Below are 25,196 nucleotides of genomic sequence, written 5' to 3' on the forward strand. Positions count from 1 at the left end.
GCCGCCCCGGCCGGGGGCGCCGCCCCCGGGGCGGGCCCCCCCCCCCGGCCCAGGTCCGGGCCGCCCCGGCCGTCCGACGGCCCCCGCCCGCCCGCCGGGCGGGGGCCCGGTCCCGTCCCCGCGCCGACCCGTGCCGACCGTGCCGTACCCCTGGACAGCGGCGGGGGAGTGGGCCACGCTTCACCCCCATGAACGCCCCGCAGCCCCCGCACCACCCCGGCGCCGCCGGCCCCGGCGCCGCCCGCACCGCGCTCCTGCGGGCGGTGACCGAGGTCGGCGACGAGGCCCCCGCCCTGCTGGCCGACTGCGACGGGGGAACCCCCGTCCCCGGATCCACCTGGACGGTCGCCGAAGCCGCCGCCCACCTCGCGATGGCCAACGAGCTGATGGCCGCCCTGGCCGCCGGCGGGCAACGGCCCTACGGCGACGGCACCCCCGGCTCGCTGGCCGCCGCGAACGAGGCCGCCCTGGCCGCCCGGCCCGAACGCGACCCGGCCGTACTCGCCGCGCAGATCGCCGAGCGGGCACGGGAGTTCACCGTCGCGGCCACCCCGCGCCCCGGCACCGCCCCGGTGACCACCCCGCTCGGCGCGATGGACCTGGACACCCTCACCGCCTACCTGCTGACCCACATGCTGGCCCACCTCTACGACATCGCCCGCGCCCTCGGCCGCCCGCACCCGCTGGACCGCCGACGCGTCGCGCTGGCGCTGCCCTTCCTGCGCACCGCCATGCCGTGGGTGGTCGACCCCCGCGCCGCGGCCGGCCACAACGCCTGCTACCGTCTGCGGATCCGCGGCCTGGAAGGCTTCGCGGTGACCTTCGCGGACGGCGCCGCCACGGTGAGCCCGCAGCCGCCGCGCCGCCCGGACTGCACGATCCTCACCGAGCCGGTGGCGTTCTTCCTCATCGCCCTGGGCCGCCTCGGCGCCACCGACGCCCTGCTGCGCGGCAAGGTCCTCGCCTGGGGCCGCCGCCCCTGGCTGGCCCCGGCCTTCCCCACCCTGTTCACCGCCCCCTGAACCGCGCCCCGCCCGGAAGGACCGCTCGGTGGGAGAGGGTTCCCCCGATCCGTGCGAGTGACCTTCTGGTGACGGTCCGTCATGAAAGGATCGGTGCGGGTCGACACGGCGTCGACCGGAAGGAGAAGGAGGAGACATGAGCGAGGACAACGAGGCGACGACGTCCGCCAAGGACAAGACCCCGGCCAAGGGCTACGCGGGCACCGAGATCAAGATCGACGGCGAGGAGCACATCATCATCCGGGAGGACGAGGTCCCGGTGGCCGACACCGAGTGAGGCGCCCACGCCTGTAGGTCGGTGCGGGCCGGTGCGGGCCGCTCTTCCCGCCGGGTGTCCACGGCGCCCGGGGGCGGGGTCGGTCCGGCAGGCCCTGGAAGCCGGCGAGCAGTTCTTCCAGGGCCCGCTGTGCGGCCGGGTAGGCCTCCTCGGCGGCCGGGGCGCCGGGGGAGGCGGTCGTCGGGGTGCGGTTCCCGCCGACCCTGACCATTTCGACCAGGACCCGGCCGTTGGTGCCGTAGAACACCGCCTCGCTGTGGTCCACGTCCACCGGGCCCGACGCGGGGGAGGTCCGCGGGTCGCCGTCGGGCACCAGATTCCCATCCGGCTGCCCGCTCCCGCCGGTGCGCTCGACGCCGTGTCCGCCGCCGGGGTGCCTGCCCCGAGCACCCGCCCAGCCCCGCGCAGACGATCGCCAACACCTTTGCCGCTCACAGGCGTTCGGTCATTCCCATGCCCAGCACGGCACCGTCGCCACCCGCCTGCCGTACGGCCGACGCCCGAGCGGACCGGCCGGCCCGCGGCCGACCGCGGCGGCCCGCCCGACTTGCGGGCCGCCGGGCCCGGAGAGGTGATGGGAGGGGGCACGTACCGAACCCGTACCGAACCCGTACCGAACCCGTACCCGACCAGGGGCCGTCCGGCCGAGGAGGATCCCCATGTCGCACCACAAGTCGAACAAGGACGTCGAGGGCGATCCCGACACCGGCCACGGCCGCGGCCTGCCCCGGCGCCCCGACGAGGCCGAGCTGGAGGAGCGCACCGAGGAGGACCGCGAGGAGGCCGGCCTGCCGCCGGAGGTCGAGGAGGACGAGGAGAGGCGCAGGTAGCGGCCCCGCCCGCCCTCCCTACCGGGCCCCACCGGCCGCGGGCGGGCGGTGTCAGGCCGGGGGGACGAGGCGGTTCTCGTAGGCGAAGACCACGGCCTGGATCCGGTCGCGGAGTTCGAGCTTGTGCAGGATCCGCCCCAGGTGGGACTTCACGGTCGCCTCCGCGAGGTACAGGGCGGCCGCGATCTCGGCGTTGGACAGGCCGCGGCCCACCTGGAGGAGCACGTCGCGCTCGCGGGCGCTGAGCCGGCCCAGCCGCTCGTCCGGGCCGTTGCCGCTGCCGCTGCCGCCGCCGGTGCCGGTGCGGGTGCCGTCGGGCAGGTGCGGGCGGAAGTCCTCCAGCAGGCGGCGGGTGATCCGGGGGGAGAGCGCCGCGTCACCCGCGGCCACGTTGCGTATCGCGGTGAGGAGCTCCTCGGGCCTGGTGTTCTTCAACAGGAAGCCCGAGGCCCCGGCGCCGAGGCCGGCGAAGGCGTACTCGTCCAGGTCGAAGGTGGTGAGGATCAGCACCCTGCTCCGCGGGGAGGCCAGGGTGATCTGCCGGGTCGCCTCGATCCCGTCGGTCCCGGGCATCCGGACGTCCATGAGGACGACGTCGGGCCGCAGCTCCCGGGCGAGGCGTACGGCCTGGGCGCCGTCGGCGGCCTCGCCCACCGGTGCCATGTCGGGCTGGGCCTCCAGGATCGTGGCGAAGGCCATCCGGAGCAGCGCCTCGTCGTCGGCGATCAGGATGCGGATCGTCATGCGGGCACGGCTCCGTCGCCGTCGAGGAGGAGGCGGGTGTGCACGCCCCAGCCGCCGCCCGGGAGCGGTCCGGCCCGCAGCGTCCCCCCGTAGGCGGCGCAGCGCTCGCGCATGCCGGGGATGCCGTGGCCGGGCGCAGCGACCCCCGCCCCGGTCCTGCCCCCGGAGGCGGAGGCGGTTCCGGGGCCGCTGTCGGTGACGTCCACGGTCACGGTCGCGGCCGAGCACCGGACCCGGACCTCGGCGCGGGTGCCGGCGGGGGAGTGTTTGAAGGTGTTGGTCAAGGCTTCCTGCACCAGGCGGTAGACGGTCAGTTGGGCGGTGGCGGGCACGTGGGCGTGGCCGCCCCGCAGCTCGACCCGGGTCGCCAGCCCGGCGGCGCGCATCCGCTCGGCCAGGGCCTCCAACTGGGCGAGGCCGGGCAGCGGGTGGCGCTGCGCGTCCGGTTCGTCGGTGCGCAGGATGCCCAGCGAGCGCCGCATGTCGGTCAGGGCCTGGCGGCCGGTCTCGGAGGCCTGGACCATCGCGGCGGTGGCCCGGTCGGGCGAGCGGTGCTGGGCGTGGACGGCGGCGTCGGTGAGCGCGACCATGACGGACAGGTTGTGGGTGACGATGTCGTGCACCTCCCGGGCGATGCGGGTCCGCTCCTCGGCGACGGCCAGTCGCGCCTGCTGGTCCTGCTGGCGTTCCAGGTGCGTGGCCCGTTCCTCCAGCGCCGCGAGGTAGGCGCGGGTGGTGCGCGCGTTCGCGCCCAGCGCCGCGGCGGCGACGACCGCCGCGCTCAGCGCGACGAAGGGCGCCAGGAACGCGCCTTCCGTCGCCCAGCGCAGGCACGCCAGCAGCGCCCCGCCCTCCACGACGGCGCCGGCGAGGAGCGCGTCGCGCCGGCCCGCGTGCGCGGCCACCGCGTGGAGGGCCACCAACAGGCAGACGTCCGCCGGGAGTTGGATGCCCGCCAGCCACTGGACGAAGGCCGCGCCGGCCACGGCGCCGAACACCGCACGCGGGGCCCGGTGCCGCCACAGCAGGGGCAGCGCCAGGGCCACCGTGAGGGCTGCGGCCACCGGGAGCTCGCGTGGCGCGCGGGTGGCCGCGACATGGAGCAGCAGCAGCGCGAGCGGCAGCGACTCCCGTACGGCGGGCGGCGGTCGGAGGCCGCGCAGCCGCGTGCTCCCCACCGCTCGCACCACCCGGCCCGGGCCGGACTGCGCGGCCGCCTCGGTCATCCCCACGTCCCTGACGTCCCTGTCGATCGTGCCGGTCCTGTCGGTCCTCTTGAGCGCGCCGTGCCTGCTCAACCCGCCGCGCCTGCTGAGCGCGCCGTGCCTGCTGAGCGCGCCACGCCACGGTAGGCCGCGGAGGCGGCGGCGCACATGAGTCCGCCGTCTGACGGCACCACCGGCCCTGTACGACCACAGGAGGAGTCCGGTACCTCCTGCGGTCGCAGTGCACCCGCCCGTGCGGCGTGCCCGGTTGCAACCGCGGTGGCAGGCGAAGGCGACCGGGGGGCGACCGGGGGTCGATGCGGCGCCCGGTGCCCCGCCCCGACGATGGCGGCGTGACCGAGATCATCACGGGACTGTCCATGTCCCCTCCCGAGTTCCTCGCCGTGCTGGGCGCCCTCGTGCTGGTGGTGGCGCGCTGGCTTCCCCCCGCCGCCCGACCGCGCGTCACCGTCGCGGCGGTGGCGGTCCTCGTCCTGGCCACGGCGGTGCTGGGCGTGGTGGGGATCCGCTGGCAACTGCTGCCGGTGCTGGCCGGGGCCGCCCTCGCGCTGCCCTTCGCCGTCGCCCCCCTGCTGCGACGGCTCCGCCGCCGCCTCCACCGCTCTGCCGCCGCCCCCACCACCGACCCCGCCGCCCCCGGCCGGCCCGGGTGGCGGGCCCGGTGGTGGCTGGCGCTGCCGGGCTCGGCGGCCTGCGTGGGCCTGATCGCGGCGGGGCCGGTGGCCGCCTGGGCCTTCCCGGTGCCCGTGTTCCCCGAGCCGTCGGGCCCCTTCGCGGTCGGCACCCGGGTGGTGCAGTGGACCGACCCCCAGCGCCCCGAGACCTTCACCGCCGACCCCGACGACCGGCGCACCGTCGTCGTCCAACTCTGGTACCCCGCACGCAAGAGCCCCGCGGACGCGCCGCGGGCCCAGTACCTCGGGCGCACCGAGCAGGAGGCGCGCACCGTCTCCGACGCCCTCGCCCGCGGCGTCGGCCTGCCCGGCTTCCTGGTCGACGGCGTCCCGCGGGCCCGTACCCACGCGGTCTTCAACGCCCCCGTGTCCGGCGGGGACGAGCGGTTCCCGGTCGTCCTGTTCTCCCCCGGGGCGGGCGGGGTGCGCACCCAGAACACCGCCTGGGCGGAGGAACTGGCCAGCCACGGCTACGTGGTGGCCGGCCTCGACCACCCGTACGACTCCGCCGCCGTCGTCCTCGACGACGGCCGCACGATCCGCACCGCGACCACCTCCTCCGGCGACCGCGACACCGACGAGCAACTCGCCGCCGGCTGGACGGCCGTCCGCGCCGCCGACCTCGGCTTCGCCCTCACCCAGCTGGAGAACCTGGACCGGAGCGGGAGCGCCGACCCGCTGGCCGGACGCCTGGACACCGGCAAGGTCGCCGCCACCGGCCACTCCATGGGCGGCGCCGCCGCCCTCCAGGCGGCCCGCCAGGACCCCCGGATCGACGCCGTCATCGACCTGGACGGCTTCCCCCACGGCCCCACCACCCCCGCCCTCCACCAGCCGGTGCTCGCGCTCACCCAGGCCGTCACCCCCGGCACCGACCCGCGCTACCTGCCCCGCCTCACCGAGGCCCTCGCCCTCGACACCGCGACCGGCTACCGCCTCACCGTCCCCGGCGCCGCCCACCTCACCTTCATGGACGGCCCGCTGTACCTGCCACCGGTGCCCCAGATCGTCGGCTCCCTGGGCCGCACCGCGAGCCCGCACCTCGTCGCCGCGACCACCCTCGCCTTCCTGGACACCACCCTGCGCCACGCGCCCGGCGACCTGGCCGGCACCCTGTCGGCGTACGGCAGCCTCAGCGTCCACCGCCCGGACGGCCGCCCCTGACCGGTCCGCGCGGTCCGGCCCCGCCCCCGCCCCGCCTCGCCCCGCCGTCCTGCCGGTGCGGTGCGGGGCACCGAGGCGTCAGTTCGCCCCGCCCCCGGGCTCCCCGGCCGCCCCGTACTGCCGGTGCACGTCCAGGTAGGGCAGCCGCACCCGCTCCCGCCACTCGGCCACCTGCGCGTGCGCGGCCGGCCGCACCGCCGCCGCCTCGGCCGCGTCCTCGACCCAGCCGTACGGGTACGGGCTGCCCAGGGCCACCGCCGCCACGGCCAGGTAGCGGGCCATCGCCGCGTCGTCCCCCACCGCCAGGGTCTCCACCTCGCCCCGGTCGAGGGCGATGCCGATCTCCCAGGCCCCCTGTGCCGTCCGCCGCGCGTCCCAGCCGCGCACCCACTGCACCTGCTCCGCCGTGACCTCACCGCCCGGCCGGGGCTCCAGCCCCGCGTCCCGCAGCGCGGGCACCACGGCGGCGGGGGAGTCCCAGGGGATCGGCAACCCCGCGCTCACCGCCACACCGAGCACCGTGCGGCACGGGTACGGCGTACCGCAGCACGCACAGCGCGGCTGCTGAGACCCGGCGTCACCCCCCTGCGCCCGGGCGGGCTCGTGCAACTGCACCACGCCACCCAGCAGGAACTGGTGCAGGCCGACCGGCTGCCCCGCCTCCTTCGAGTCCCGCAGGAACAACTGCAACAGCCGGTGGAACAGCCGCCCGGCCTCGTAGCCGCCCAACGGCGGCACCGGCACCGTCACCTGCACCGGCACCGGCACCTGAACCACACCGTCACTTCCCTGCCCGTCACGACCCATGCGGGCGAGCCTAGAACCTCCGCCGCCCGGCCGGGCGCTACCGGCCGGCCGCCTCCAGCACCTGCGTCACCAGGGAGACATCGGCCTTGGGGATCAGGATCACGTGCTGCGCCCCGTCCGCCACCAGGTCGAAGCGCGCCATCTTCGGGTGCGGGGCCTTCTGCCCCGACGCCGACAGGCCGAACGGCCCCCGGAGGGCGACGTCCTCGCCGGTGCGCCGGTTGTGCCAGGCCACCGAGCCGGCCGTGAGGTGCAGGTAGCCGGAGGCCGTGTGCGCAACGGTGCGGCCCTTGCCGATCGGCAGCATCCTGACCGTGCCCAGCGTCGAGCTCGAACAGGCCACCTGCAAGGTGGTGCCCGCCCGGAGGTCGGCCAGGTCCTTCTCCGTGCTCGCCCGGCGCAGGCCGACCATCGAGAGCAGGACGTCGGAGAAGGTTCTGGTGCCCGCCGCGCGGCGGATGTCGGTCGTCATGGCGCAGATCCTCCCAGGTGGCCTCGGCAGGCCCGTGACCAGGGGGGTTGTTCGTTGCGGAGGGCTTCGTCCCGGCGGGTGGGGACGGGCCGTCACGCGAAGCGGGAGCTGCGCACCGGCCCGGCGGAACGCACCCGGTCGCGCGGACCGGCGGCGGGCCAGCCGACCGCGCGGGCGGCGAAGGCCGTGAGGACCGCGTCCGGGTCGGCCGGGGTCCCGCCGTCGCCCTCCGGCGCCTCCGGGGCGGCGGCCAGGATCGCCTCGGCGAGCTCCTCGGCCGAGCGCCGGTCGGGACCGGCCTCCGCCGGTTCGCCGTCCTCGCCGAACTGCAGGCCCGGCTCCCACGGGGCGTTCACGATCTGCCCCAGCAGGGTGGAGACATCGGCCGTCACGGCGGGCGGGTCCGTCCAGCAGGTGGCGTGCTCGAAGAGCAACTGGCCCTCCGCGCGCTCGTTCAGCTGCGCCACCACGGCGGGATCGCACTCGTTCAGGTCGTACGCGACCACCAGCGCACCCGGCGTACCCGGCGTACCGGGCTGGAACGGCGCCGCCGGCACCCCGAGCAGCCGCGCCGCCGCCAGCCCGAGCGCCCGGCTGCCCCGGTCGGCCAGCAGCGCGACCGAGTCGGGCGCGCGACCGGTGGCGGCCAGGACGGCGCGCAACCGCTCCAGACCGTGGTGGCAGTGCCCGAAGTCGTCCTGGAGGTAGGCCCAGCGGCCGGTCATGCCCTGCTCGAAGCCGTGCGGCGAGAGGGTGGTGAGCAGGCCGCCGGTGAGCACGTAGTGCCAGCCCCGCAGGTCCCGCCCGTCGACCGGCGGCAGCTCCGCGGCCCGCTCCAGCATCCGCCCGACCCGCTGTCCCGGCCCCACCCAGATCCCCTCGGGGGCCGACATCGCCCCGAACACCTCACGGGCCAGCGGTATCCGTCCGTCCATCAGGGCGTTGTAGACCGTCAGGTACCGGTCCGGCCAGTCGCCGAGCCGCTCGTCGTGCTCACGCAGCACGGCCAGTGCCTCGCCGTGCCGCTCGCAGCCCTCCAGGGCCGACACCAGCTCCAGCAGTACCTTGCGCAGCCCGAGCTGCGGGGCGGCCTGCGGCTTGGCCCTGCGGCGGAACAGACCGGTGCGCACCGCGGCGGCCGGCGGCGCCTGGACCAGCCGCAGCGCCTCCCGCAGCGCGGGGACGGCCACCGCGTCGATGCCGCGCTCGACGCAGGCGTAGCCGTAGTCGTAGAGCCGCTCGGCGTCCCCGGGCCGGGCCGCCAGCGCCGTCGAAGCCTGTGCCAGGTCCTCGAAACCGGCGCCCCGGGCCAGCCCGGCCAGCAGCGGCGCGACCTCGGCGGGCGGGAGCCGGTCCGCAGCGGAGCGCAGCACCCGCATCGATCCCTGCGAGTCGCCGGACTCGAAGAGCTCCCGGGCTTCGGACAGTTCGCTGGTCATGGGTCTCCGGAGGCCAGAGGGCGTGCAGGACCCCAGGATGATCCTCGACCGACCACCACCCGGGCAACCCGGTTTCCGCCGCCCGCCGCCCTACCGCCGCTCCCGCAGGCGCCGGTGACGGCGGCGGTCGCGCCACCACTCCAGCCGGTCGGCCGAGGACTGCGGGAGGACGGCGTCGAGGAGGGCCCGGACGGCGGCCGGTACGGCGAGGAGCGCGACGGCCCACCACGGGGCGTGCCCGCCGAGCAGGAGGACCGCGGGGATCGCACCGGTGGCACCGGTGGCACCGGTCGGGACGGGGAGTCGTTCGCGCTGGTCCATCAGAGGCCTCTCTTTCCGAACCCCGGCCGGGGCCGCCGGTCCCGCGGGCAGGGCTGCTCCGGCGGGTCGAGGGGGCGGTGCGGCGGCGCCGCGCGTCCCCGACGGGAGGTCTCCTCCGTCCACCCGGCGGAGCGTTCGCGAAGTCCCGGCCGCGCGCGGAGTACGGGCCGGGGCCGTCGAAGCCGCAGGCAACGGGCCCGCGGGGCGCGTGAGCGGCCACGCGGGAGGGGGTTGTCGAAACCGAGCGGCCACTCGGTGCCCGGGTGTCCGGACGACCCCGGCCACCGGACGACCCCGGCCACCGGGCGGGGCGCGGGCTCAGGGCCTCGGCGTCCAGCCGGGCGGCGTGAGGGCGGTGTCGGCGAGGATCCGTTCGACCGTCCCGTCGAGGGTGCTGCCCTGCCCGATGACCCGCTCCAGCCCGCCGGGCAGGAAGTCGCGGGCCCGGTACCAGCCGGCCATCTGCTCGGGGGAGAACTCCGCGGCCATCGGGCGGGTGGCGTGCCGTCGCACGGTCTCGTCGAAGTCGACGTCCAGGTAGTAGAGGTGGCTGCTACCGCGGTGCTCCGCGGCGAGCCGGGTCAGCATCGCGCCGTAGCGGTCGGCGGCGAGGATCCCCTCGACCACGACGTGGAACCCGTGGTCGAGGGCGTGCCGCGCCACCAGGTCGATCAGGCCGATGTTCGCCCCGCCGGCGACGTCCCGCTCACCCAGCACGGTGCGCCGCAGCACGTCCTGGCCCACGACGGCGACGCCCCGGCCGTGGGCGGCGCGCAGCCGCGCCGCGATGCTCGACTTCCCGGCCCCGCTCGGACCGCGCACCACCACCAGCACACTGTCCGCACGGCCCGTCCCACCGCCACCGCACCCGAGTCCGTCCCGCACCGGACCACCCGGAAGTTCCGTCACAGACAGAGCATGACGAACCGTCGGCCCGCTGCGCAACGGCCCCGCCAACCCGGGCCCCACCACCCGCGACCGCCTGCTCGCGTTCGGCTCGCTGCCTGCGGGGTGCGAAGTCTCAGCTTGATGTCATGAGTCAGTCTCATTGATGTGTCATTGGCGCATAGGGCAAAGTAATGGAGAGGGCGGGTAGTGCTTTTTGGCTGTGTGCCATCAAATGGGATCTGAGTATGACACCCTATGAGAATGCCCAAGTAAGCATGGTGGGAATCGCAATAGCAGGGGGACTCTGACCTGCTTCTTTGGGGCTTCCAGGGCCCCATGCGGAGGAATTCGGCTTCACCGGCGACGCGAGACTCAGCCGAACTTGGGCCGGGCTGGCGCAAACGAGACCGGACTGGGGCCGTCGGAGGTAGGCAGGTGTCGGCTTATGACGCTCCCCAGTCGGACCGTCCCGTTGCGCGTCCGGTATCCGGCGTGCTCCGGCTTGATCTGTGGTCGCAACAGGCGCATGAGGAAACTTCCTTTCCATTTATCACACTTGACACGATGCATCTCACGTGACGTACTGATGTTAAGTCAACTGTGCGTCCACAGTTGATAGTTGGAATCACATCAAAGGAGGGGAACGGCATGAACAAGATCGTGATCAAGCCGCTCGAGAAGAAGCAGACCACCTCGGTCAGCAGCGGCAACGGCGCCTGATCAACCGGCCGGGCCGGCGTGAACACGCCGGCCCGGCCCGGGGCAGCCGTCGGCCTGCGCCGTCGGCTGCCCTACGCCGCGGACGCCTAGACCGACGTGCAGGAGGAACCGCGATGTTCACCGATGATTCGACCAGTGCGGGCAGGGCGGTGCTGCTCCACGACCGCTACCCCACGCTGGAGGAACTCTCCGAGGCAGCAAGCCTGCTGGCCGCCAGGCATCCGGGCCTCTGTCGCGTGCGCACCCTTGGAACCTCCCGCGCCGGCCGGCCGCTGCAGCTCCTGTCGATCGGCCACGGCGCGGACAACGTCCTGGTCGTCGCGGGCGCGCACGCCGATGAGTTCTCCGGTCGCGCGAGCATCGTGGAACTGGCCCACCGAGTTCTGGCCCGAGCGACGCTGTGCTCCGAGGTGACCTGGAACTTCCTGCTCTGCCTCGACCCGGACGGAGCACACCTCGCGGAGGGCGGCAGCAGCAGCCGCGACCTGCCCGAGTACTTCGCGCGATACTTCCGCCCCGCAGTCGATGAACAGCCCGAATGGGCCCCGGCTATCGGCGGAAGGCTTCCGGAGAGCCGAATCCTTCTCGACCTGATCGACGAGCTCCGTCCGACTCTCCAGTTCTCCCTGCACAACACCGATGTGGGCGGAACATTCGTCCAGTCAACATTTGACCTGACCGGACTTGCCGAACCGTTCGCACAATCCGCCGCCGAGCTCGGAATTCCGGTCGATTCCGGCAACTTCGACACTTTCTGGCTCCGTGAACTGGGCCCCGGCGTATTCATGATGACATCGCAGGACATCGACCAGCAGGAACGCGCCGCCGGTACGCTGGCACCGTCCCCGGACGAGCTGGAGAACACTGAGCGAGGCGTGCAGGCGATCACCTGGTTCGCCCCCCAGCGCCACGGCGGTGAGACGCTCATCGTCGAAGTGCCGGTCTGGGGCAGTGACCTCGGCGACACCCGCCCGGCCGAGAACGTCCACGAGTGCCTGGCTGCCTGCGTCGGCCGGCTCAGGACCCGAGGTCGGAGCCTCACCGAACTGATGGACGCAGCCCTGCCCTACCTGGACGACACCGCCCTGCTACGGGCGGTGAGTAGCCCGTTGGCAGCACTACGGCCACTCGCCGACGAATGGGACCCGCGTGCCAACGGGCAACACCTCCTCCAACCAGCGCTCATGACCCAAACGAAGCTGGTGGGCATCGAACTGTGGGCCCACAGGCTTCCCGTACGCGCGGCCGCACTGCTGCGTCGAGCCATCGACCCAGTCAATGAACGCACAGCGTCGGTTGGCGAGCGCCTCGGTCTGCTTCTGCAGGACTGGTCCGCCCAGTATCAGCTGCGTTTCCAACCAACCTGGATCCCCGTTGCGCACCAGGCGGATCATCAGGCGAACACCGTCCTGGCCGCCGTGGAGCTCAACAAGCGGGCCGGAACAGCGGGCTAACGCGCTGGTGGATGCATGGAACGGAGGCACGAGGGCGGGATCTGCGGCGTCGTGCAGATTGTGGCTGACGCACCCGCCTCCGACGGGCCCACCCCTTGAGAGTGGACAGCGCAAGATCCAGGCGGCGGTACCTGACGGGTGCCCGCCTGTCCGCCCGCCCGCTTCCTGCGGGGGAGGGACGGCCGGGCGGCGCGCCGCCGGCGCTGCGGGGGCGGCTCGGCGGTGGGCGTCAGCATGGCCGGCATGAAGACCGTTCTGCGCTGCGCGGCCGCCCTCCTGCTGGCCGCGGGTCCGATCGGCCCGGCCGCCTCGCCCTCGCGGGCCGAGGTCGCCGCGGACTGGGCGGTGCTCGCGCCGGGCGTCGGCTACCGGGAGCTGACGGTGCCTACCCCGCACGGCCGGGCGCGGGTGTACGCCGTGCGGGCCGACCTGCGCGGGCCCGGTGTGCGGGCGGACCTGCTGTTCCCCGGCGCGGTGGCGGCCCGGGCGCCGCTGACCGCGCTGGTCGGTGCGAGCGGTGCGGTGGCGGCGGTCAACGGGGACTTCTTCGACATCAGCGAGGAGCAGCACCCGGGGGTGCCGGCCACCGGGGCGCCGTCCGGGCCGGAGGTGTACCGGGGGCGGGCGTTGAAGGCGGCGGTGCCGCAGGCGCAGCGGTTCGGGTGGCGGCCGCCGCCGGGGGACACCGACCGGGACGTGCTCGGGGTAGGGGCGGACGGGGTGGCCCGGCTGGGGCGCCTGGTGCTGCGGGGCGGTGTGCGGGCCGCGGGCGGGGTGTGGCCGGTGGGCGGGCTGAACCAGTACGCCCTGCCGGTCGGTTCGATCGGGGTGTTCACACCCGGGTGGGGCGAGGTCTCCCGGGCCCGCGCGGCGTGCGGGAACGACGAGTCGCGCGCGGCCCCCTGCACGGCGGACACCTGGGAGGTGACGATCCGCCGGGGGCGGGTGGCCGCGACCTCCCCGACCCCGGGCGCGGGCCCGATCCCGGCGGGCAGCACCGTGCTGCTGGGCCGCGAGGCCGGTGCCCGGGTGCTGGCGGGCCTGCCCGTCGGCACCCCGGTCGCGGTGGACCACCACCTCGTCCCGGACGCTCCGGTGCCCTTCCGCTTCGCGCTCGGCGCCTACCGGCTGCTGCGCGACGGGCGGGAGCCGGCGGGCCTGGACGCCACGACCGCCGAGCCGCGCAGCGCGGTCGGCCTCGCGGACGGCGGGCGGGTGCTGACACTGCTGTCCACGGACGGGCGCGAGGGCACCTCCACCGGCCTGACGCTCACCGAGCTCGCCCGGGTGCTGCGCGGACTCGGCTGCCCGGACGGCGCCTACCTGGACGGCGGCGCCTCCGCCACCCTCGTCACCCGCGACCCCGCCACCGGCGCGCCCACCGTGCGCAACCACCTCGACCACGGCCTGGAACGCAGGATCCCCAACGCCCTCGGCGTCTTCGCCGGGCGGCCCGCCGTCCGGGGGTGAGGGGACCGACCCCGCTCGGCAGGGGACGCTCCCGCGGACGTCAGCCGAGGGTGCTGACGACGGTCTTCGTCGCCTCGGCGAGCAGGGCGTCGTCGGACTTGGCGCCCGCCTTGCCGCGGTCGGACAGGACGACGATCACGATCGGGGCGCGCCCGCCCGACGGCCACGCCACGGCGGCGTCGTTGCGGGTGCCGTAGCCCGCGTTGCCGGTCTTGTCTCCGATCCGCCAGTCGGCGGGCACCCCCGCGCGGACGTACGGGCCGCCGGTCGTGTTGCCGACCAGCCAGTCCGTCAGCAGAGCGCGCCGGTCCTGCGGGAGGAGGTCGCCGAGCACGTAGCGGCGCAGGTCGCCGGCGAACACCCGCGGCGTGCTGGTGTCGCGGGTGTCGCCCGGGGTGGCCTCGTTGAGGGTGGGTTCGGTGCGGTCGACGCTGGTGGTCGAGTCGCCCAGGTCCCGCAGGGACTTCTGGACGGCCGCCGGGCCGCCGAGTTCGGCGACGACCAGGTTGGCCGCCGTGTTGTCGCTGTACTGGATGGAGGCGGAGGCCAGGTCCCGCAGCTTCATGCCGGTGGCCACGTGCTGCGAGGTGACCGGCGCCCACTCCAGCACGTCCTCCTGGCGGTAGGACACGACCTTGTCCAGGTCCGCGTCGGACGCCGTCCGCAACAGCGCCCCGGCGGCCATCGACTTGATCGTGGACGCGTAAGCGAACCGCTCGTCGGCCCGGTGGGCGACCTCCCGGCCGCTGCCGGTGTCCACCGCGAACACGCCGAGCCGGGCGCCGAAGCGCTGCTCCAGCGCCGCGAAGGAGGCCTCCGCCGCATCGGCCGGGGCCGTCCCCGCCACCGGTACCGCCGTCACGGCGGACGCCGCCGCGTTGGAGGCCGTCGAGGCGCCGCCCGCCCCGCCGCACCCGCCGACCAGCGCGGCCACCAGCAGGGCCACGGCGGGCAGCGCGACGCGGGGACGGGGGCGGTGGCGGGGGCGGTGGAGGTCGGACGTCATCAGTGGTCTCCCAGGTGGTTCGTACCGTCACGGCCGCCGTCGTGGTCGCGCCGTCGCGCTCAGCCAAGCAGGCCGCCGACCCTCCAGTCCAAGACCGCAATCATGAAGGGGACGATAAGAAAACACCTATGATGGCTGGCCATGGACCTGCTGGGGCACCTCCGCCACTTCCGCGCCGTCGCCGAGGAACGGCACTTCGGCCGCGCCGCCGAGCGCCTGCGGATCGCCCAGCCCTCGCTCTCCCAGCGGATCCAGCGCCTCGAACGCGAACTCGGCGTCACCCTCTTCGACCGCGGCCCGCGCGGCGTCGACCTCACCCCGGCGGGCCGGCTGCTGCTCGCCGAGGCCGAGGAGACCCTGGACAGCGCCGCCCGCCTCCTGGCCACCGCCGCCGACCTGCGCAGCGGACGGGCCGGCACCCTGCGCGCGGCCGTCCCGCCCGACCTCGGGCCGGCCACCCTCGCCGCGCTGCTCACCGGCTTCGAGGCCGCCTCCCCGGGCACCCGGCTCGAACTGCGCGAGGTGCCCGTCGCGGCCGTGGTGCGCGAACTCGCCCAGCACACCGTCGACGTCGCCGTCGTGCGCCACCCCTGCCCGGCCGACGGACTGGCCTTCGGCCCCGTCCTGCACCAGCCGCTCGGCGTCCTGCTCGCCGACCGCAGCCCGTACGCCGACCGCCCGGAGCTCGCGGTGGCCGAACTCACCGGCCTGCGCCTGGTGCTCTTCCCGCGCGCCACCGCCCCGGCCCTGTACGACGAGGTGCTCACCACCCTGACCAGGCACGGCTGCACCCCCGAGGCCGTCGTCGACCCGCCGGGGCCCGACGTCGCGGGCGCGCTCGTGCTCACCGGCAGCGCCATCGCCCTGGTGCCGCGCACCGTGCCGCCACCGGGTACAGTCTGGCGTCCGCTCACCGGCACCCCGCTGGCCTGGCGGACCTCCACGGCCTGGCCGGCCGGGCGGGGCGGGCCCGCCGTCCGCCTGTTCGCCCACACCGCCCACGAGGCGCTGACCGGACCGGGCGGACTGCTGCCCCCACCGCCCCACCGCCCGCTCTACCCCCGGCCCGCAATGGAGTTCCCGCTGTGACCAGCGACCGCACCGGAGCCGACCGCACCGGAGCCGACCGTACGGCCGCCGTCGGATCAGCCGCAGTCCGCTCGACCGCCGACCGTACGGTCACCGGCCGTACGGCAGCCGACCGGACCCCGCACAGCCGTGCCGCGCGCACCCGCATCACCGCCGCCTTCGCCGACGCCGGCGTCACCGGCTGGCTGCACGCACGCGACCTCGACACCGGCGCCGAGATCGGCCTCGGCGCCGACACCGCCGTCAGCACCTCCAGCGTCCACAAGCTCTGCCTCCTCGTGACGCTCTACCGCGAGGCCGCCGCCGGCCGGATCGACCTCACCCGGCAGGTCGAGATCCCCGCCACCGGCCGCACCCCCGGCGGCACCGGCCTCGCCGCCATGCTCGACCCCGCCCGCCTCTCCCTGCGCGACCTCGCCTACCTCACCGTCGCCGTCAGCGACAACACCGCCGCCGACACCCTGTGGGACGAGATCGGCCTCGACGCCGTCAACCGCACCATGGCCGACCTCGGCCTCACCCGCACCGTCGCCGTCCACACACTCCGCGACCTCAGCGCCGCCCTCGCCGAGGACACCGGCCCGGACTCCCCGGTCGACCCCGCCGTCGTCGCCCGCCTCAGAGTCCTCGACCCCGCCTTCACCAACCACAGCACCCCCCGCGACATGACCACCCTGCTCGCCGCCCTCTGGCACGGCGACGCCTGCCCCGGCGACCACGGCGCCGCCCTGCGCCGCCTCCTCGGCCTCCAGGTCTGGCCGCACCGCCTGGCCTCCGGCTTCCCCTACGACGACGTCCGCGTCCACGGCAAGACCGGCACCCTCCCCACGCTGCGCCACGAGGTCGGCGTCGTCGAGTACCCCGACGGCGGCCGTTACGCCCTGGCCGTCTTCACCCGCGCCGCGGCCACCACCATCACCCTGCCCGCCGCCGACGCCGCCATCGGCACCACCGCCCGCCTCGCCGTCGACGCCCTCCGGGCCCGCGCGGCCACGGGCTGACGGGCTGACGGGCCGACGGGCCGACGGAGCGTTCGCGCGGCCGCCGCGGGGCGGGCCGGAGGAAAACCGGTTGTCCGCGCCGCCGGGGGTCCGGCACAGTGGGCACATCGCGCCGCACACAGGCCCAGGAAGGAGCGCCGCCGTGAACACCACCACGCGAGTCCGGTCGTACCAGCGCTCCTCCAGTCACCAGTCCTGCGGGACGTCCTCGTAGCGCGCTGACCGGCTTCCCGCCGGGCCGCCCCGGGGCCGCGTCCCCGCCCGGGCGGCCCTTTCGCGTGCCGCCCACCGTGCCGGATGGTGCAACAGGCAGCACACCTGACTCTGACTCAGGCGATCGGGGTTCGAATCCTCGTCCGGCAGCGCAGTACCTGGAGAGTTGGCCGAGTGGTAAGGCAGCGGCTTGCTAAGCCGTCGTCGGGTGACAGCCCGCGCGCGTTCGATCCGCGCACTCTCCGCGCACTCTCAGCGCACCGCCGAGCAGTTCGCCGGGCGGGCCTCAGCGCAGCACCGACTCCAGGAAGTCGCTGCCGATCCGGGCCACGACGGAGATGTCGAGCTGGTGGAGGACGTAACGGCCCCGGCGCCGGGTGACGAGGAGCCCGGCCTTCCGCAGGACGGTGAGGTGGCGGGAGATCTCGGGGGCGGTGAGCCCGTACGCGTCGGCCAGCTCGTTCGTCGAGTACGCGGCGCGCGCCAGGTTGCGGCACAGGTTCATCCGCATCGGGTGGGTCAGCGCGTCCAGGCGCAGCTTGACCGTCTCCACGGGCTCGGCGCCGCCGATCTCGTGGGCCGCGGCCGGGTACTGGATCACGGGCTGCCAGCCCGGCCCGTACAGGGTGAACAGGTGCGGCCAGCCGAAGACGCTGGGCAGCAGGGTGAGGGCGGTGTCGCGGGCGTCGGTGCGCCCGTGCACGAGCTTGTCGACGACGATGCGGCTGCCCTGCTCGTCCTCCTCCAGGCTCAGCGCCGGCGACGCCGCCGTGAGGGCCTCCGCCAGGCCCTTGCGGCGCAGCAGGTCGGTCTTCTGCTGGGCGTCGGCGGTGAGCTGGACGCGGACCCGGCGCCAGGTGTCGGCGAAGAACGCCCGGTCGCAGTCCTCCAGGAGGCGCCGGATCCACGCCCGAGTCCCGGTGGGGTCGTTGAGCATCCGTTCGACGAACGCCGCCTGGTGCGGGCCGCGGGCCGCCGCCAGGTCGAGCGAGCGGCGCCGCGACCACGCGTCGGTCAGGGGCGAGGGCAGGCCCTTGGGGTAGTGGTTGGTGCTGCAGGAGATCTCCAGGGCCGCCCCGACGAACCTCTCGTCCGGCATCCGGTCGAGGTCGTCCAGCTCCTCGGCGAGGGTCTGCCGGGGGCACGCGGGCATCAGGAAGTCGGAGCGCGTCGAGCGCCACATGAAGTCGGCCTCCAGCATCCGGCCGGCCAGTTCCGGTTCGAGCGTGCCGGCGGTCGCCGTCGTCCACGCGTGCAGCCGGGGGTGGTGGGCGGGCTCGGCGAGCGCGTGCAGCGCGTTGCCGAGCTCGGCCAGCGGCGAGGGGTGGAAGGCGATCCGCTCGTGCGGCAGTCCGGTGATGTCGATGGTCACGCTCACCCCTCCATGGTGCCTGGCCCGCTGACCACGTCATTTGACGGGGGTCGTCAATCGGCGGGACCGGCGGGGCGGCCCCGGTGCACGGTGGGCGCATGAACGCACTGCAGCAGCACCTCCTGGACAGCTACCGCGCCGCCCAGCACGCCGAACCGGCCCCGCCCGCCCCCGGCACCCACGACCTCGCGGTGCTCCGGGCGGCCCGTGACCACCGCCGCTTCGAAGCGGTCGTCGCTGGCCGCCCCACCCCCGGCCGGCTGCGCTTCGCCGTCCGCCGCTGGCTGAGTGCCCAGGGCCGGCGGGCCGGGGCCGAGAGCAGGTGCTGAGACCGGTGCCGGGGCTGCGGCGCGGTCGCCGTCACCCGCCCGGCCCGCCACCCTGGGAAGTGGACCAGGGGGACGCACCGGGGACGCAGCCGGGAGGTTTCCAGTGGACGTACTCGTCGTGGGCGCCGGACCGGTCGGCCTGACCGCCGCCGTGGAACTGCGCAGGCGGGGGATCGGCTGCCGGCTCGTCGAACGGCTGCCGCAGCGGCTGCCGTTCGCGAAGGCGGTCGGTGTCCAGCCGCGCACGCTGGAGATCTGGGACCGGATGGGACTGGTGCGCGCCGCGCTCGACGCCGCCGTCCCGATGCGCGGGCAACTGCTCTACGTGAACGGCACCGAGCAGCCCCGGACCGACCTGGCGCTGCCGCCCGACGTGCCGTACGGCTTCGCGGCGCTGCCCCAGTACGAGACCGAGCGGATCCTGGAGGAGCACCTGATCCGCCTCGGGGGCCGGATCGAGCGCCGCAGCGAACTGGTGTCGTTCACCCAGGACGACGACGGCGTCACCAGCCGCCTGGTCACCGCCGCGGGGGAGGAGGAGGTCCGCTCCCGGTACCTGATCGGCTGCGACGGCGCGCACAGCACCGTCCGCAAGGGGCTCGGGCTCGGCTTCCGGGGCGGGGCGTTCCCCGAGGAGTACATGCTCGCCGACGTCGAGGTCGACTGGGACCTGCCGCCCGGCTACGGCGTGCGCGCCCTGCACCGGGGCGAGGACGGCCGCGTCGACGACCTGCTGGTCTGCATCCCGCTGCCCGGCCGGGGCCGCTACCGGGACTAATCGCAGTGCACCGGGTCGACAGCGGCGCGCCGCCCACCGACCCGGCGAAGTGCGACCCGGACCACAGACGCTGTGCCCGCCAGTGGTGCTCGACCAGCTCGGGATACTCCTGGCGCGTCCGGCGCGAGTTGACGCCCGTGAGCGAGTTGACCAACGTGGACAGGGCTGCCTTCGGCGGGAAGTTCACCAGCAGGTGGACGTGGTCGTTCTCGCCGTTGAACTCGACCAACTCCACCTCGAAGTCCCGGCAGACGCTTCGCATGATCTCTTCCAGCCTGGTCAGGTGCCGGTCGGCGAAGACCTTGTGTCGGAACTTCGTCACGAAAACCAAGTGCGCGTGCAGGATGAAGCACAGTGACGACCAGTACGGATGTTCTGATAGTCAGCCATAAACCAACACGGTACGGTGCTGCTCGTGCAGCTCAGGTACAGCTTCCGCGTGTACCCGAACGGGCCTCAGCGTTCCGCGCTGGCCAGGGCGTTCGGGTGTGCACGGGTCGCCTTCAACGATGCCCTTCGGGCACGTGAGAGCGCCCGCGCCGCCGGGCTGGCGTTCATCCCGTCCGCCGATCTGTCCAGGCGGCTCACGGCTGCGAAGAACACCCCCGAGCGGGCATGGCTCGGGGAGGTGTCCGCCGTGGTACTGCAACAGTCCCTCCGGGATCTGGACACGGCCTACCGGAACTTCTTCGACGGCTTGAAGGGCAAGCGCCCGAAGACGGGACCGCCCCGGTTCAAGTCCCGCAAGGACACCCGGCAGGCGATCCGCTTCACTGCGAACGCCCGATGGAAGATCACGCCGGGCGGTGGCCTGTCGTTGCCGAAGATCGGCGACGTGCGGGTGAAGTGGTCTCGCGCCCTGCCGTCGGTCCCGTCCACGGTGACGGTGATCAGGGACAGTGCAGGCCGGTACTTCGCGAGCTTCATCGTGGAGACCGACCCGGCCGACGACCTGACCCGCATGCCCGAGACGGACGGCCAGGTGGGCATCGACCTGGGCCTGACGCACTTCGCGGTGCTCTCCGACGGTCGGAAGATCAGCAGTCCGAAGTTCCTCCGGCGTGCCGAGAAGAAGCTCAGGCGCGCGCAGCAGTCCCTCTCCCGCAAAGAGAAGGGCAGTAGGAACCGGGACAAGGCCAGGACCAAGGTTGCACGGGCACACGCCCGGGTGGCCGACGCCCGGCGCGAGTTCCACCACCAGCTCTCCACCCGGCTCATGCGCGAGAACCAAGCCGTGGCAGTGGAGGACCTGGCGGTGAAGGGACTCGCCCGTACCAGGCTGGCCAAGTCCGTTCATGACGCCGGATGGTCGGCGTTCGTCACCATGCTGGAGTACAAGGCCGTGAGGTACGGCCGGACCCTGGTCAGGATCGGCCGGTTCGAGCCGACCTCTCAGGTGTGCTCGGCCTGCGGCGTGAAGGATGGTCCCAAGCCACTGAACGTCCGCGTCTGGCAGTGCCGGGCATGCGGGGTGTGGCTGGACCGGGACACCAACGCCGCCGTCAACACAGCCAGGGCCGCCGGACTGGCGGTGTCAGCCTGTCGAGCGCAGGTAGGACCGGGACTCGTCCCGGCGCAGCGCGAAGAAGCAGGAACCCGCCGAGACGGTCAGATGACCGTGGTAGGAATCCCCGGCCTTTAGGCCGGGGAGCGGAAGTCAACGGATGTCGATGCTGGTGCCACCCGAGCTGTCGGCCGCACCGGCTGCACCTGCCGTCCCGGCCGAATCAGCCGCGCCTGCCGCTTCCGGCGTCGCGCACGGCCTGGAGGGCGGCCGGGGCCCGGCGCTGTCCGACGTCCAGACGGTCCTGGACCGGCTCTCGCCGCGGCCGGCCACCGCCTCGGCCCTGCGCTGGTCCTCGGTCTTCCGGATCAGCCACCGGCTGGTGGACCGGTACGGGGACGGCCGGGTCCTGGTCGCCGGGGACGCCGCGCACATCCACCCGCCCACCGGCGCGCAGGGCATGAACACCGGCATCCAGGACGCCTACAACCTCGCCTGGAAGCTCGCCCTCACGATCGGTGGCACCGCCCGCCCGGGCCTCCTCGCGAGCTACGACGCCGAGCGCCGCCCGGTCGGCGAGGAGGTGGTCGGCCGCACCGTCCGGCACGCCGCCGAAGGCGTCCAGGCCGACCCGGAGGACCCGGCGACCCTGCTGCTGCGCGAGGCCCAACTGCTCGTCGGCTACCGCGACAGCCCGATCGTCGGCCCCCCGGACGCCGACGGCGCCGACGGCGACGGCCGCCCCGGGCCCGCCCCCGCCCTGGCGACCGGGCCCCGACTGCACCGGCCTGACCGGCGAGATCGCCACCTACCCGCAGCGCCTGTACGACGTGCTGCGGGGCGGCGAACACGTGCTGCTGCTGTACGGCGCCGACCGGGAGTCGATCGGAGGCTTCGACGAACTAGCCTCCTTCGCCAGCGAACTGACCTGTCGTCAGCTCACCTCCTACGTGATCCTCGCCGACGGCGCGCGGCCGCCCGCCGGCGGGACGCGGCTCCCGGTGTACCGCGACACCCGCGGCGAGTTCGCCCGCGCCTACGCCACCCAGGCCGGCCCGACGGCGTTCGTCGTCCGCCCGGACGGCTACCTGGGCACCCGCCTGCACCCACCCACGGCCGAGGGCCTGACCGCCCACCTGGCCCGCGTCTTCCGCACCCCCCGCCCGGAAGCGCGCTGATCCCGGCCGGTCCGGCGATCCCGGTGTGCCCCGGTGTGCCTCCTCGTTTGGCCCGTGCCGCGGGGCGTTCATACGATCTGGCCCTTCCCCCCGAGCACGGCAGGACCAGGACATCCCATGACGCATCCCCTCACCTCGCTGCGGGCGGCGCTGGGCCTGTCGCAGCCCGAGTACGCCCGCCTCGTCGCCCGCACCCACGACGAGCTCGGCCTGGGGCGGATGGCCGCCCGCCGGGAGAAGGTGTCCCGCTGGGAGTCGGGGCGGATCGCCCCCGAGTTCACCGCGCAGCTGGCGATGGCGCACCTGCACGGCGTCGCGGCCCAGGAGGTCCGCCGTCTGGGCTGGCCGTTCTGGACGCACCTCGCCACCCGGGACGCGGCCCTGCTGGAACAGCCCCACACCGACGGCGGCGCCGTGACCGTCCTGGCCGGTACGGCGCTGCCGCCCGAGGAGACCCCGGCCCGGGCGCCGGCGCCGGTCCTGCGCGGCGCGGCACTGACGGGCCAACTGCGCGGTGCGCTGGAGCGCCTGCGCCTGGACCGGCCGGTGGCGGCGCCCGCGCCGGGGGCGGACCTCGGGGCGCTGACCGGCCGCGTCGCGGGGATCGAGGCGCGCACCGGCGCCCTGGAGGGCCACGAGAACGCGACCGGGCTGTCGCCCGCCGTCCTGTACGCGGCGGCGCACGCCGAGCACCGACTGGTCGTCTCCCTGCTCACCCGCGCCGGACACCCCGGCCCACCGTCGGCGCATCCACCGTCGGCGCATCCACCGTCGGCGCACCCGTCGTCGGCACACCCGTCGGTGCCGCGCCTGTTCGCGCTGGCCGCCCGTACGTCCCTGCTCTGCGGGTGGTTCAGCCTCGCCCTCGGCGAGGACGCGCGGGCCGAGCGGCACGGCCTCGCCGCGGTCCGGGCCGCCGCCGCGGCCGGTGAGCCGGCACTCGCCGCGCGGGCGATGTCGCAGCTGACCCTCCACCAGCTGGTCGCCGGTGCGGCGGAGGGCGCCGTCACCCTCATCCGCGCCGCCCGCGCCGCCGGCCCCCGCAGCCCGGCGGCGGAGGCGACGCTGCACTGCTTCGACGCCACCGCGACGGCCCGACTCGGCCACGCGAGCGCGGCCGAGGCCGCACTGGACCACGCCGGGCAGTGCATGGCGGACGCGCCCGCCGACCCCTCGCTGGACCCCGGCATCCACCAGCGCCTGTCGATCACCCGGGGCGGCGTGCTGTGGTACCTGGGCAGGCCCCGCAGGGCCGCACCGTACTTCCGGGCCTTCACCGACACCCTGCTCCTGCCGCAGGACACCGCCCACCACCCGCACACCGCGCTGTGGTTGCTGTACGCGGTCGACACCCACCTGGCCCTCGGGGAACTCGACGTCGCCGCCGCACTGGTGCACCGCGCCCTCGACCTCACCGGCGTGCTTCCCCCGGGCCTGGCCCGCGACTACCGCGGCAAGCTCACCGTCCACCGGCACGAGCCCCTCATCGCCCACGCCCTCGACCACCTGAACGACAGCGCCGCGCCCTGAGCCCGCGCCCGCCCTGGGCCCGCGCCAGGTTCCGGTGGTGTCCGTCCTCTTGTAGATGTTAGGGAAGTTTCCTAACTTGATGTCATGTCCGAGACACCACGGCACTCCCGGTACTCCCGGCGCTCCCTCCTGCGCGTCGGCGCGGCGGGCGGAGCGGCCTTCGCCGGCGGCCTCCTGCTGCCCGGCGCCGCCCGGGCCGCCGCCCCGCACCCCACCGCCCTCGACACCCCCGTCCTCGACACCCCCAGCCCCGGCAGCCCCACCCTGCCGTCGCCCCGCGGCGAGCGGACCGCCGGGTCCGCGCTGCGGCCCTTCGGCCGGCACCTCGCCTACGGGGCCGACCCGTCCCGCCAGGTCGTCGTCTCCTGGCAGGTGCCGGACGCGGTGACCGCCCCCTTCGTCCGGATCGGCCTGCAGCCCGGCGACCTCGGCGCGCCGGTCCCCGCCGAGGTCCGCACCCTGGTCAGCAAACTCGCCTGGCAGCACCCGGTCGAGGACCAGCCGCTGGTCAGGCCCACCACCGTCACCCAGTACTACCTGCACGCGCGGGTGGACCAGCTGGTCCCGGACACCACCTATTACTACGCCGTCGGCCACCAGGGCCACGACCCGGCCGGTCAGGGCGGCCGGCTCGGCGACGTGGCGAGCTTCCGCACCGCACCCGCCCCCGGACGCGGCGCCGGCTTCACCTTCACGGCCTTCGGCGACCAGGGCATCGGCTACAACGCCGCCGCCACCGCCCACCTGATCGCCGGCCTCGACCCCGCCTTCCACCTCCACATGGGCGACCTCTCGTACGCCAACAGCGGCGGCAGCGGCAAGACCGACGACGCGTACGACGCCCGCCTGTGGGACTCCTTCTTCGTGCAGAACGACCCCGTCGCCGCCCGCACCCCGTGGATGGTGGCGGTCGGCAACCACGAGATGGAGCCCTGGTACGGCGGCGACGGCTACGGCGGCGTCCGCGCCCGGTTCACGATGCCCGACAACGCCTGGGACCAGTCGACGGGCATCTACTCCTGGCGCTACCAGAACGTCGGCCTGATCAGCCTCGACGGCAACGACGTCTGCTTCAACACCCCCGCCAACCTCGACCACACCAAAGGCCGGCAGAGGAAGTGGCTGGAGGCCCGGCTCGCCGCCCTGCGCGCCGACCCCGGCATCGACTTCATCGTCGTCTACCTGCACCAGTGCACGTACTCCACCTGCCACGACAACGGGGCCGAACTCGGCGCGCAGCAGGACTGGGCCCCGCTGTTCGACAAGTACCAGGTGGACCTGGTGCTCAGCGGCCACAACCACGTCTACGAGCGGACCGACCCGATCCGCGCCGGCAAGGCCACCCGCAAGGTCGCCTCCGGTGACACCGTCAACCCGGTGAAGGACGGCACCACCTACGTCGTCGCGGGCGGCGGTGGCGGCGGGCTCTACAAGTTCCCGGCCTCCGACAGCTACCTCGGGCACGAGACCAGGAACGACGCCCCGGTCCCGATGGTGGTCTCCGACCGGAGCGGCCACGAGCAGACCGTCAAGGTCACCTGGTCCAGGGTCCGTTACACCGGCTACTGCCTGGTGGCGGTCGACGTGACGCCCGCCGCCGGCGGCGCGCCGGCCCGGATGGAGGTGCGGTCCGTCACCGAGGACGGCACGGCCGTGGACCGCGTCACCGTGCAGCGCGGCTGAACCCG

General features: G+C 74.7%; 22 protein-coding genes, 2 tRNA genes and 3 pseudogenes. 17 read left to right on the forward strand and 10 right to left on the reverse strand.

Annotated features, from left to right (window positions below):
• Nucleotides 1-188: 188 nt before the first annotated feature.
• The 3 genes from ACFV8H_RS18955 (at nt 189) to ACFV8H_RS18965 (ending at nt 2,129) form a co-directional block, all read left to right on the forward strand.
• Nucleotides 189-1,022, forward strand: a complete 834-nt coding sequence (locus ACFV8H_RS18955; RefSeq protein WP_380401111.1) for a maleylpyruvate isomerase family mycothiol-dependent enzyme — start codon at nt 189-191, stop codon at nt 1,020-1,022.
• A gap of 136 nt (nt 1,023-1,158) precedes the next feature.
• Nucleotides 1,159-1,299 carry a hypothetical protein gene (locus tag ACFV8H_RS18960; RefSeq protein ID WP_380401113.1) on the forward strand — a complete coding sequence of 47 codons (141 nt, stop codon included), beginning with the start codon at nt 1,159-1,161 and terminating at the stop codon, nt 1,297-1,299.
• A gap of 659 nt (nt 1,300-1,958) precedes the next feature.
• A complete protein-coding gene (locus tag ACFV8H_RS18965) occupies nt 1,959-2,129 on the forward strand; it encodes a hypothetical protein (protein WP_380401115.1) in 171 nt (56 codons plus the stop codon).
• A 51-nt stretch (nt 2,130-2,180) separates the two neighbouring features.
• On the opposite strand, the gene ACFV8H_RS18970 is transcribed toward ACFV8H_RS18965, so the two are convergent.
• Together ACFV8H_RS18970 and ACFV8H_RS18975 are read right to left on the reverse strand one after the other, a co-directional pair.
• Entirely contained in the window at nt 2,181-2,873 is a 693-nt protein-coding gene (locus tag ACFV8H_RS18970) for a response regulator (protein WP_380401117.1), read from the reverse strand.
• Nucleotides 2,870-4,099, reverse strand: coding sequence for a sensor histidine kinase (locus ACFV8H_RS18975; protein ID WP_380401119.1), 1,230 nt, complete (start codon nt 4,097-4,099; stop codon nt 2,870-2,872). The genes ACFV8H_RS18970 and ACFV8H_RS18975 overlap by 4 nt, the downstream gene beginning before the upstream one ends.
• 296 nt (nt 4,100-4,395) lie before the next feature.
• Here ACFV8H_RS18975 and ACFV8H_RS18980 point away from each other — a divergent pair, with 296 nt between their 5' ends.
• Nucleotides 4,396-5,937: an alpha/beta hydrolase family protein gene (locus tag ACFV8H_RS18980; protein ID WP_380401121.1), complete on the forward strand. Its 1,542-nt coding sequence runs from the start codon at nt 4,396-4,398 to the stop codon at nt 5,935-5,937.
• A gap of 78 nt (nt 5,938-6,015) precedes the next feature.
• On the opposite strand, the gene ACFV8H_RS18985 is transcribed toward ACFV8H_RS18980, so the two are convergent.
• The 5 genes from ACFV8H_RS18985 to ACFV8H_RS19005 all read right to left on the reverse strand — a co-directional run bounded on the left by ACFV8H_RS18985 (nt 6,016) and on the right by ACFV8H_RS19005 (nt 9,807).
• Nucleotides 6,016-6,714 carry a hypothetical protein gene (locus ACFV8H_RS18985; protein ID WP_380401123.1) on the reverse strand — a complete coding sequence of 233 codons (699 nt, stop codon included), beginning with the start codon at nt 6,712-6,714 and terminating at the stop codon, nt 6,016-6,018.
• A gap of 67 nt (nt 6,715-6,781) precedes the next feature.
• Entirely contained in the window at nt 6,782-7,216 is a 435-nt protein-coding gene (locus tag ACFV8H_RS18990; RefSeq protein ID WP_380401125.1) for a hypothetical protein, read from the reverse strand.
• A 92-nt stretch (nt 7,217-7,308) separates the two neighbouring features.
• Nucleotides 7,309-8,655, reverse strand: coding sequence for a hypothetical protein (locus ACFV8H_RS18995; protein WP_380401127.1), 1,347 nt, complete (start codon nt 8,653-8,655; stop codon nt 7,309-7,311).
• 90 nt (nt 8,656-8,745) lie between these two features.
• Nucleotides 8,746-8,976 carry a hypothetical protein gene (locus ACFV8H_RS19000; RefSeq protein ID WP_380401129.1) on the reverse strand — a complete coding sequence of 77 codons (231 nt, stop codon included), beginning with the start codon at nt 8,974-8,976 and terminating at the stop codon, nt 8,746-8,748.
• A gap of 318 nt (nt 8,977-9,294) precedes the next feature.
• Entirely contained in the window at nt 9,295-9,807 is a 513-nt protein-coding gene (locus ACFV8H_RS19005; protein ID WP_380401207.1) for an AAA family ATPase, read from the reverse strand.
• Between the two features lie 890 nt (nt 9,808-10,697).
• Between ACFV8H_RS19005 and ACFV8H_RS19010 the strand changes: the two genes are divergently transcribed.
• Both ACFV8H_RS19010 and ACFV8H_RS19015 read left to right on the forward strand, forming a co-directional pair.
• Entirely contained in the window at nt 10,698-12,038 is a 1,341-nt protein-coding gene (locus tag ACFV8H_RS19010) for a M14 family zinc carboxypeptidase (protein WP_380401130.1), read from the forward strand.
• 243 nt (nt 12,039-12,281) lie between these two features.
• Nucleotides 12,282-13,508, forward strand: coding sequence for a phosphodiester glycosidase family protein (locus ACFV8H_RS19015; RefSeq protein WP_380401132.1), 1,227 nt, complete (start codon nt 12,282-12,284; stop codon nt 13,506-13,508).
• Between the two features lie 40 nt (nt 13,509-13,548).
• Here ACFV8H_RS19015 and bla read toward each other — a convergent pair whose 3' ends face one another.
• The gene (gene bla / locus ACFV8H_RS19020; RefSeq protein ID WP_380401133.1) at nt 13,549-14,514 is read right to left on the reverse strand and encodes a class A beta-lactamase; all 966 of its coding nucleotides are present in this window, start codon (nt 14,512-14,514) and stop codon (nt 13,549-13,551) included.
• A gap of 141 nt (nt 14,515-14,655) precedes the next feature.
• Between bla and ACFV8H_RS19025 the strand changes: the two genes are divergently transcribed.
• From ACFV8H_RS19025 to ACFV8H_RS19040, 4 genes are all read left to right on the forward strand, one after another.
• Entirely contained in the window at nt 14,656-15,603 is a 948-nt protein-coding gene (locus ACFV8H_RS19025) for a LysR family transcriptional regulator (RefSeq protein WP_380401135.1), read from the forward strand.
• Nucleotides 15,604-15,749: 146 nt separating this feature from the next.
• Nucleotides 15,750-16,604, forward strand: coding sequence for a serine hydrolase (locus ACFV8H_RS19030; RefSeq protein ID WP_375895105.1), 855 nt, complete (start codon nt 15,750-15,752; stop codon nt 16,602-16,604).
• A gap of 291 nt (nt 16,605-16,895) precedes the next feature.
• A tRNA-Gln gene (locus ACFV8H_RS19035) sits at nt 16,896-16,967 on the forward strand.
• 10 nt (nt 16,968-16,977) lie between these two features.
• Nucleotides 16,978-17,062, forward strand: a tRNA-Ser gene (locus tag ACFV8H_RS19040).
• 41 nt (nt 17,063-17,103) lie between these two features.
• Here the strand turns inward: ACFV8H_RS19040 and ACFV8H_RS19045 are convergent.
• Nucleotides 17,104-18,195 (reverse strand): DUF5937 family protein, encoded by a 1,092-nt coding sequence (locus tag ACFV8H_RS19045; RefSeq protein ID WP_380401137.1) that lies wholly within the window; start codon nt 18,193-18,195, stop codon nt 17,104-17,106.
• 92 nt (nt 18,196-18,287) lie between these two features.
• On the opposite strand from ACFV8H_RS19045, the gene ACFV8H_RS19050 reads away from it, so the two are divergent.
• Nucleotides 18,288-18,518 carry a hypothetical protein gene (locus ACFV8H_RS19050; RefSeq protein ID WP_380401139.1) on the forward strand — a complete coding sequence of 77 codons (231 nt, stop codon included), beginning with the start codon at nt 18,288-18,290 and terminating at the stop codon, nt 18,516-18,518.
• Nucleotides 18,519-18,621: 103 nt separating this feature from the next.
• Nucleotides 18,622-19,290 (forward strand): annotated as a pseudogene (locus ACFV8H_RS19055) (FAD-dependent monooxygenase); the annotation flags it as partial.
• Nucleotides 19,291-19,312: 22 nt separating this feature from the next.
• On the opposite strand, the pseudogene tnpA reads toward ACFV8H_RS19055, so the two are convergent.
• A pseudogene (tnpA, locus tag ACFV8H_RS19060) lies at nt 19,313-19,686 on the reverse strand (IS200/IS605 family transposase); the annotation flags it as partial.
• Between the two features lie 25 nt (nt 19,687-19,711).
• Between tnpA and ACFV8H_RS19065 the strand changes: the two are divergent.
• The 5 genes and pseudogenes from ACFV8H_RS19065 (at nt 19,712) to ACFV8H_RS19085 (ending at nt 25,191) form a co-directional block, all read left to right on the forward strand.
• Entirely contained in the window at nt 19,712-20,938 is a 1,227-nt protein-coding gene (locus ACFV8H_RS19065; protein ID WP_380401141.1) for an RNA-guided endonuclease InsQ/TnpB family protein, read from the forward strand.
• A gap of 28 nt (nt 20,939-20,966) precedes the next feature.
• Nucleotides 20,967-21,335, forward strand: a pseudogene (locus ACFV8H_RS19070) (FAD-dependent monooxygenase); the annotation flags it as partial.
• 295 nt (nt 21,336-21,630) lie between these two features.
• Nucleotides 21,631-21,978 carry a hypothetical protein gene (locus ACFV8H_RS19075; RefSeq protein WP_380401143.1) on the forward strand — a complete coding sequence of 116 codons (348 nt, stop codon included), beginning with the start codon at nt 21,631-21,633 and terminating at the stop codon, nt 21,976-21,978.
• A 117-nt stretch (nt 21,979-22,095) separates the two neighbouring features.
• Nucleotides 22,096-23,508, forward strand: a complete 1,413-nt coding sequence (locus tag ACFV8H_RS19080) for a hypothetical protein (protein ID WP_380401145.1) — start codon at nt 22,096-22,098, stop codon at nt 23,506-23,508.
• 84 nt (nt 23,509-23,592) lie between these two features.
• Entirely contained in the window at nt 23,593-25,191 is a 1,599-nt protein-coding gene (locus ACFV8H_RS19085; RefSeq protein WP_380401146.1) for a purple acid phosphatase family protein, read from the forward strand.
• The last annotated feature ends 5 nt before the right edge of the window (nt 25,192-25,196 follow it).

Source organism: Kitasatospora sp. NPDC059827 (genome assembly GCF_042731675.1).
Classification (GTDB): domain Bacteria; phylum Actinomycetota; class Actinomycetes; order Streptomycetales; family Streptomycetaceae; genus Kitasatospora.

Bases quoted from the DNA above. Each gene is read 5' to 3' on its own strand.
- ACFV8H_RS18955 (WP_380401111.1), top strand. From the start codon at position 189: ATGAACGCCCCGCAGCCCCCGCACCACCCCGGCGCCGCCGGCCCCGGC.
- ACFV8H_RS18960 (WP_380401113.1), top strand. From the start codon at position 1,159: ATGAGCGAGGACAACGAGGCGACGACGTCCGCCAAGGACAAGACCCCG.
- ACFV8H_RS18965 (WP_380401115.1), top strand. From the start codon at position 1,959: ATGTCGCACCACAAGTCGAACAAGGACGTCGAGGGCGATCCCGACACC.
- ACFV8H_RS18970 (WP_380401117.1), bottom strand. From the start codon at position 2,873: ATGACGATCCGCATCCTGATCGCCGACGACGAGGCGCTGCTCCGGATG.
- ACFV8H_RS18975 (WP_380401119.1), bottom strand. From the start codon at position 4,099: ATGACCGAGGCGGCCGCGCAGTCCGGCCCGGGCCGGGTGGTGCGAGCG.
- ACFV8H_RS18980 (WP_380401121.1), top strand. From the start codon at position 4,396: ATGCGGCGCCCGGTGCCCCGCCCCGACGATGGCGGCGTGACCGAGATC.
- ACFV8H_RS18990 (WP_380401125.1), bottom strand. From the start codon at position 7,216: ATGACGACCGACATCCGCCGCGCGGCGGGCACCAGAACCTTCTCCGAC.
- ACFV8H_RS18995 (WP_380401127.1), bottom strand. From the start codon at position 8,655: ATGACCAGCGAACTGTCCGAAGCCCGGGAGCTCTTCGAGTCCGGCGAC.
- ACFV8H_RS19000 (WP_380401129.1), bottom strand. From the start codon at position 8,976: ATGGACCAGCGCGAACGACTCCCCGTCCCGACCGGTGCCACCGGTGCC.
- ACFV8H_RS19010 (WP_380401130.1), top strand. From the start codon at position 10,698: ATGTTCACCGATGATTCGACCAGTGCGGGCAGGGCGGTGCTGCTCCAC.
- ACFV8H_RS19015 (WP_380401132.1), top strand. From the start codon at position 12,282: ATGAAGACCGTTCTGCGCTGCGCGGCCGCCCTCCTGCTGGCCGCGGGT.
- bla (WP_380401133.1), bottom strand. From the start codon at position 14,514: ATGACGTCCGACCTCCACCGCCCCCGCCACCGCCCCCGTCCCCGCGTC.
- ACFV8H_RS19025 (WP_380401135.1), top strand. From the start codon at position 14,656: ATGGACCTGCTGGGGCACCTCCGCCACTTCCGCGCCGTCGCCGAGGAA.
- ACFV8H_RS19050 (WP_380401139.1), top strand. From the start codon at position 18,288: ATGAACGCACTGCAGCAGCACCTCCTGGACAGCTACCGCGCCGCCCAG.
- ACFV8H_RS19080 (WP_380401145.1), top strand. From the start codon at position 22,096: ATGACGCATCCCCTCACCTCGCTGCGGGCGGCGCTGGGCCTGTCGCAG.
- ACFV8H_RS19085 (WP_380401146.1), top strand. From the start codon at position 23,593: ATGTCCGAGACACCACGGCACTCCCGGTACTCCCGGCGCTCCCTCCTG.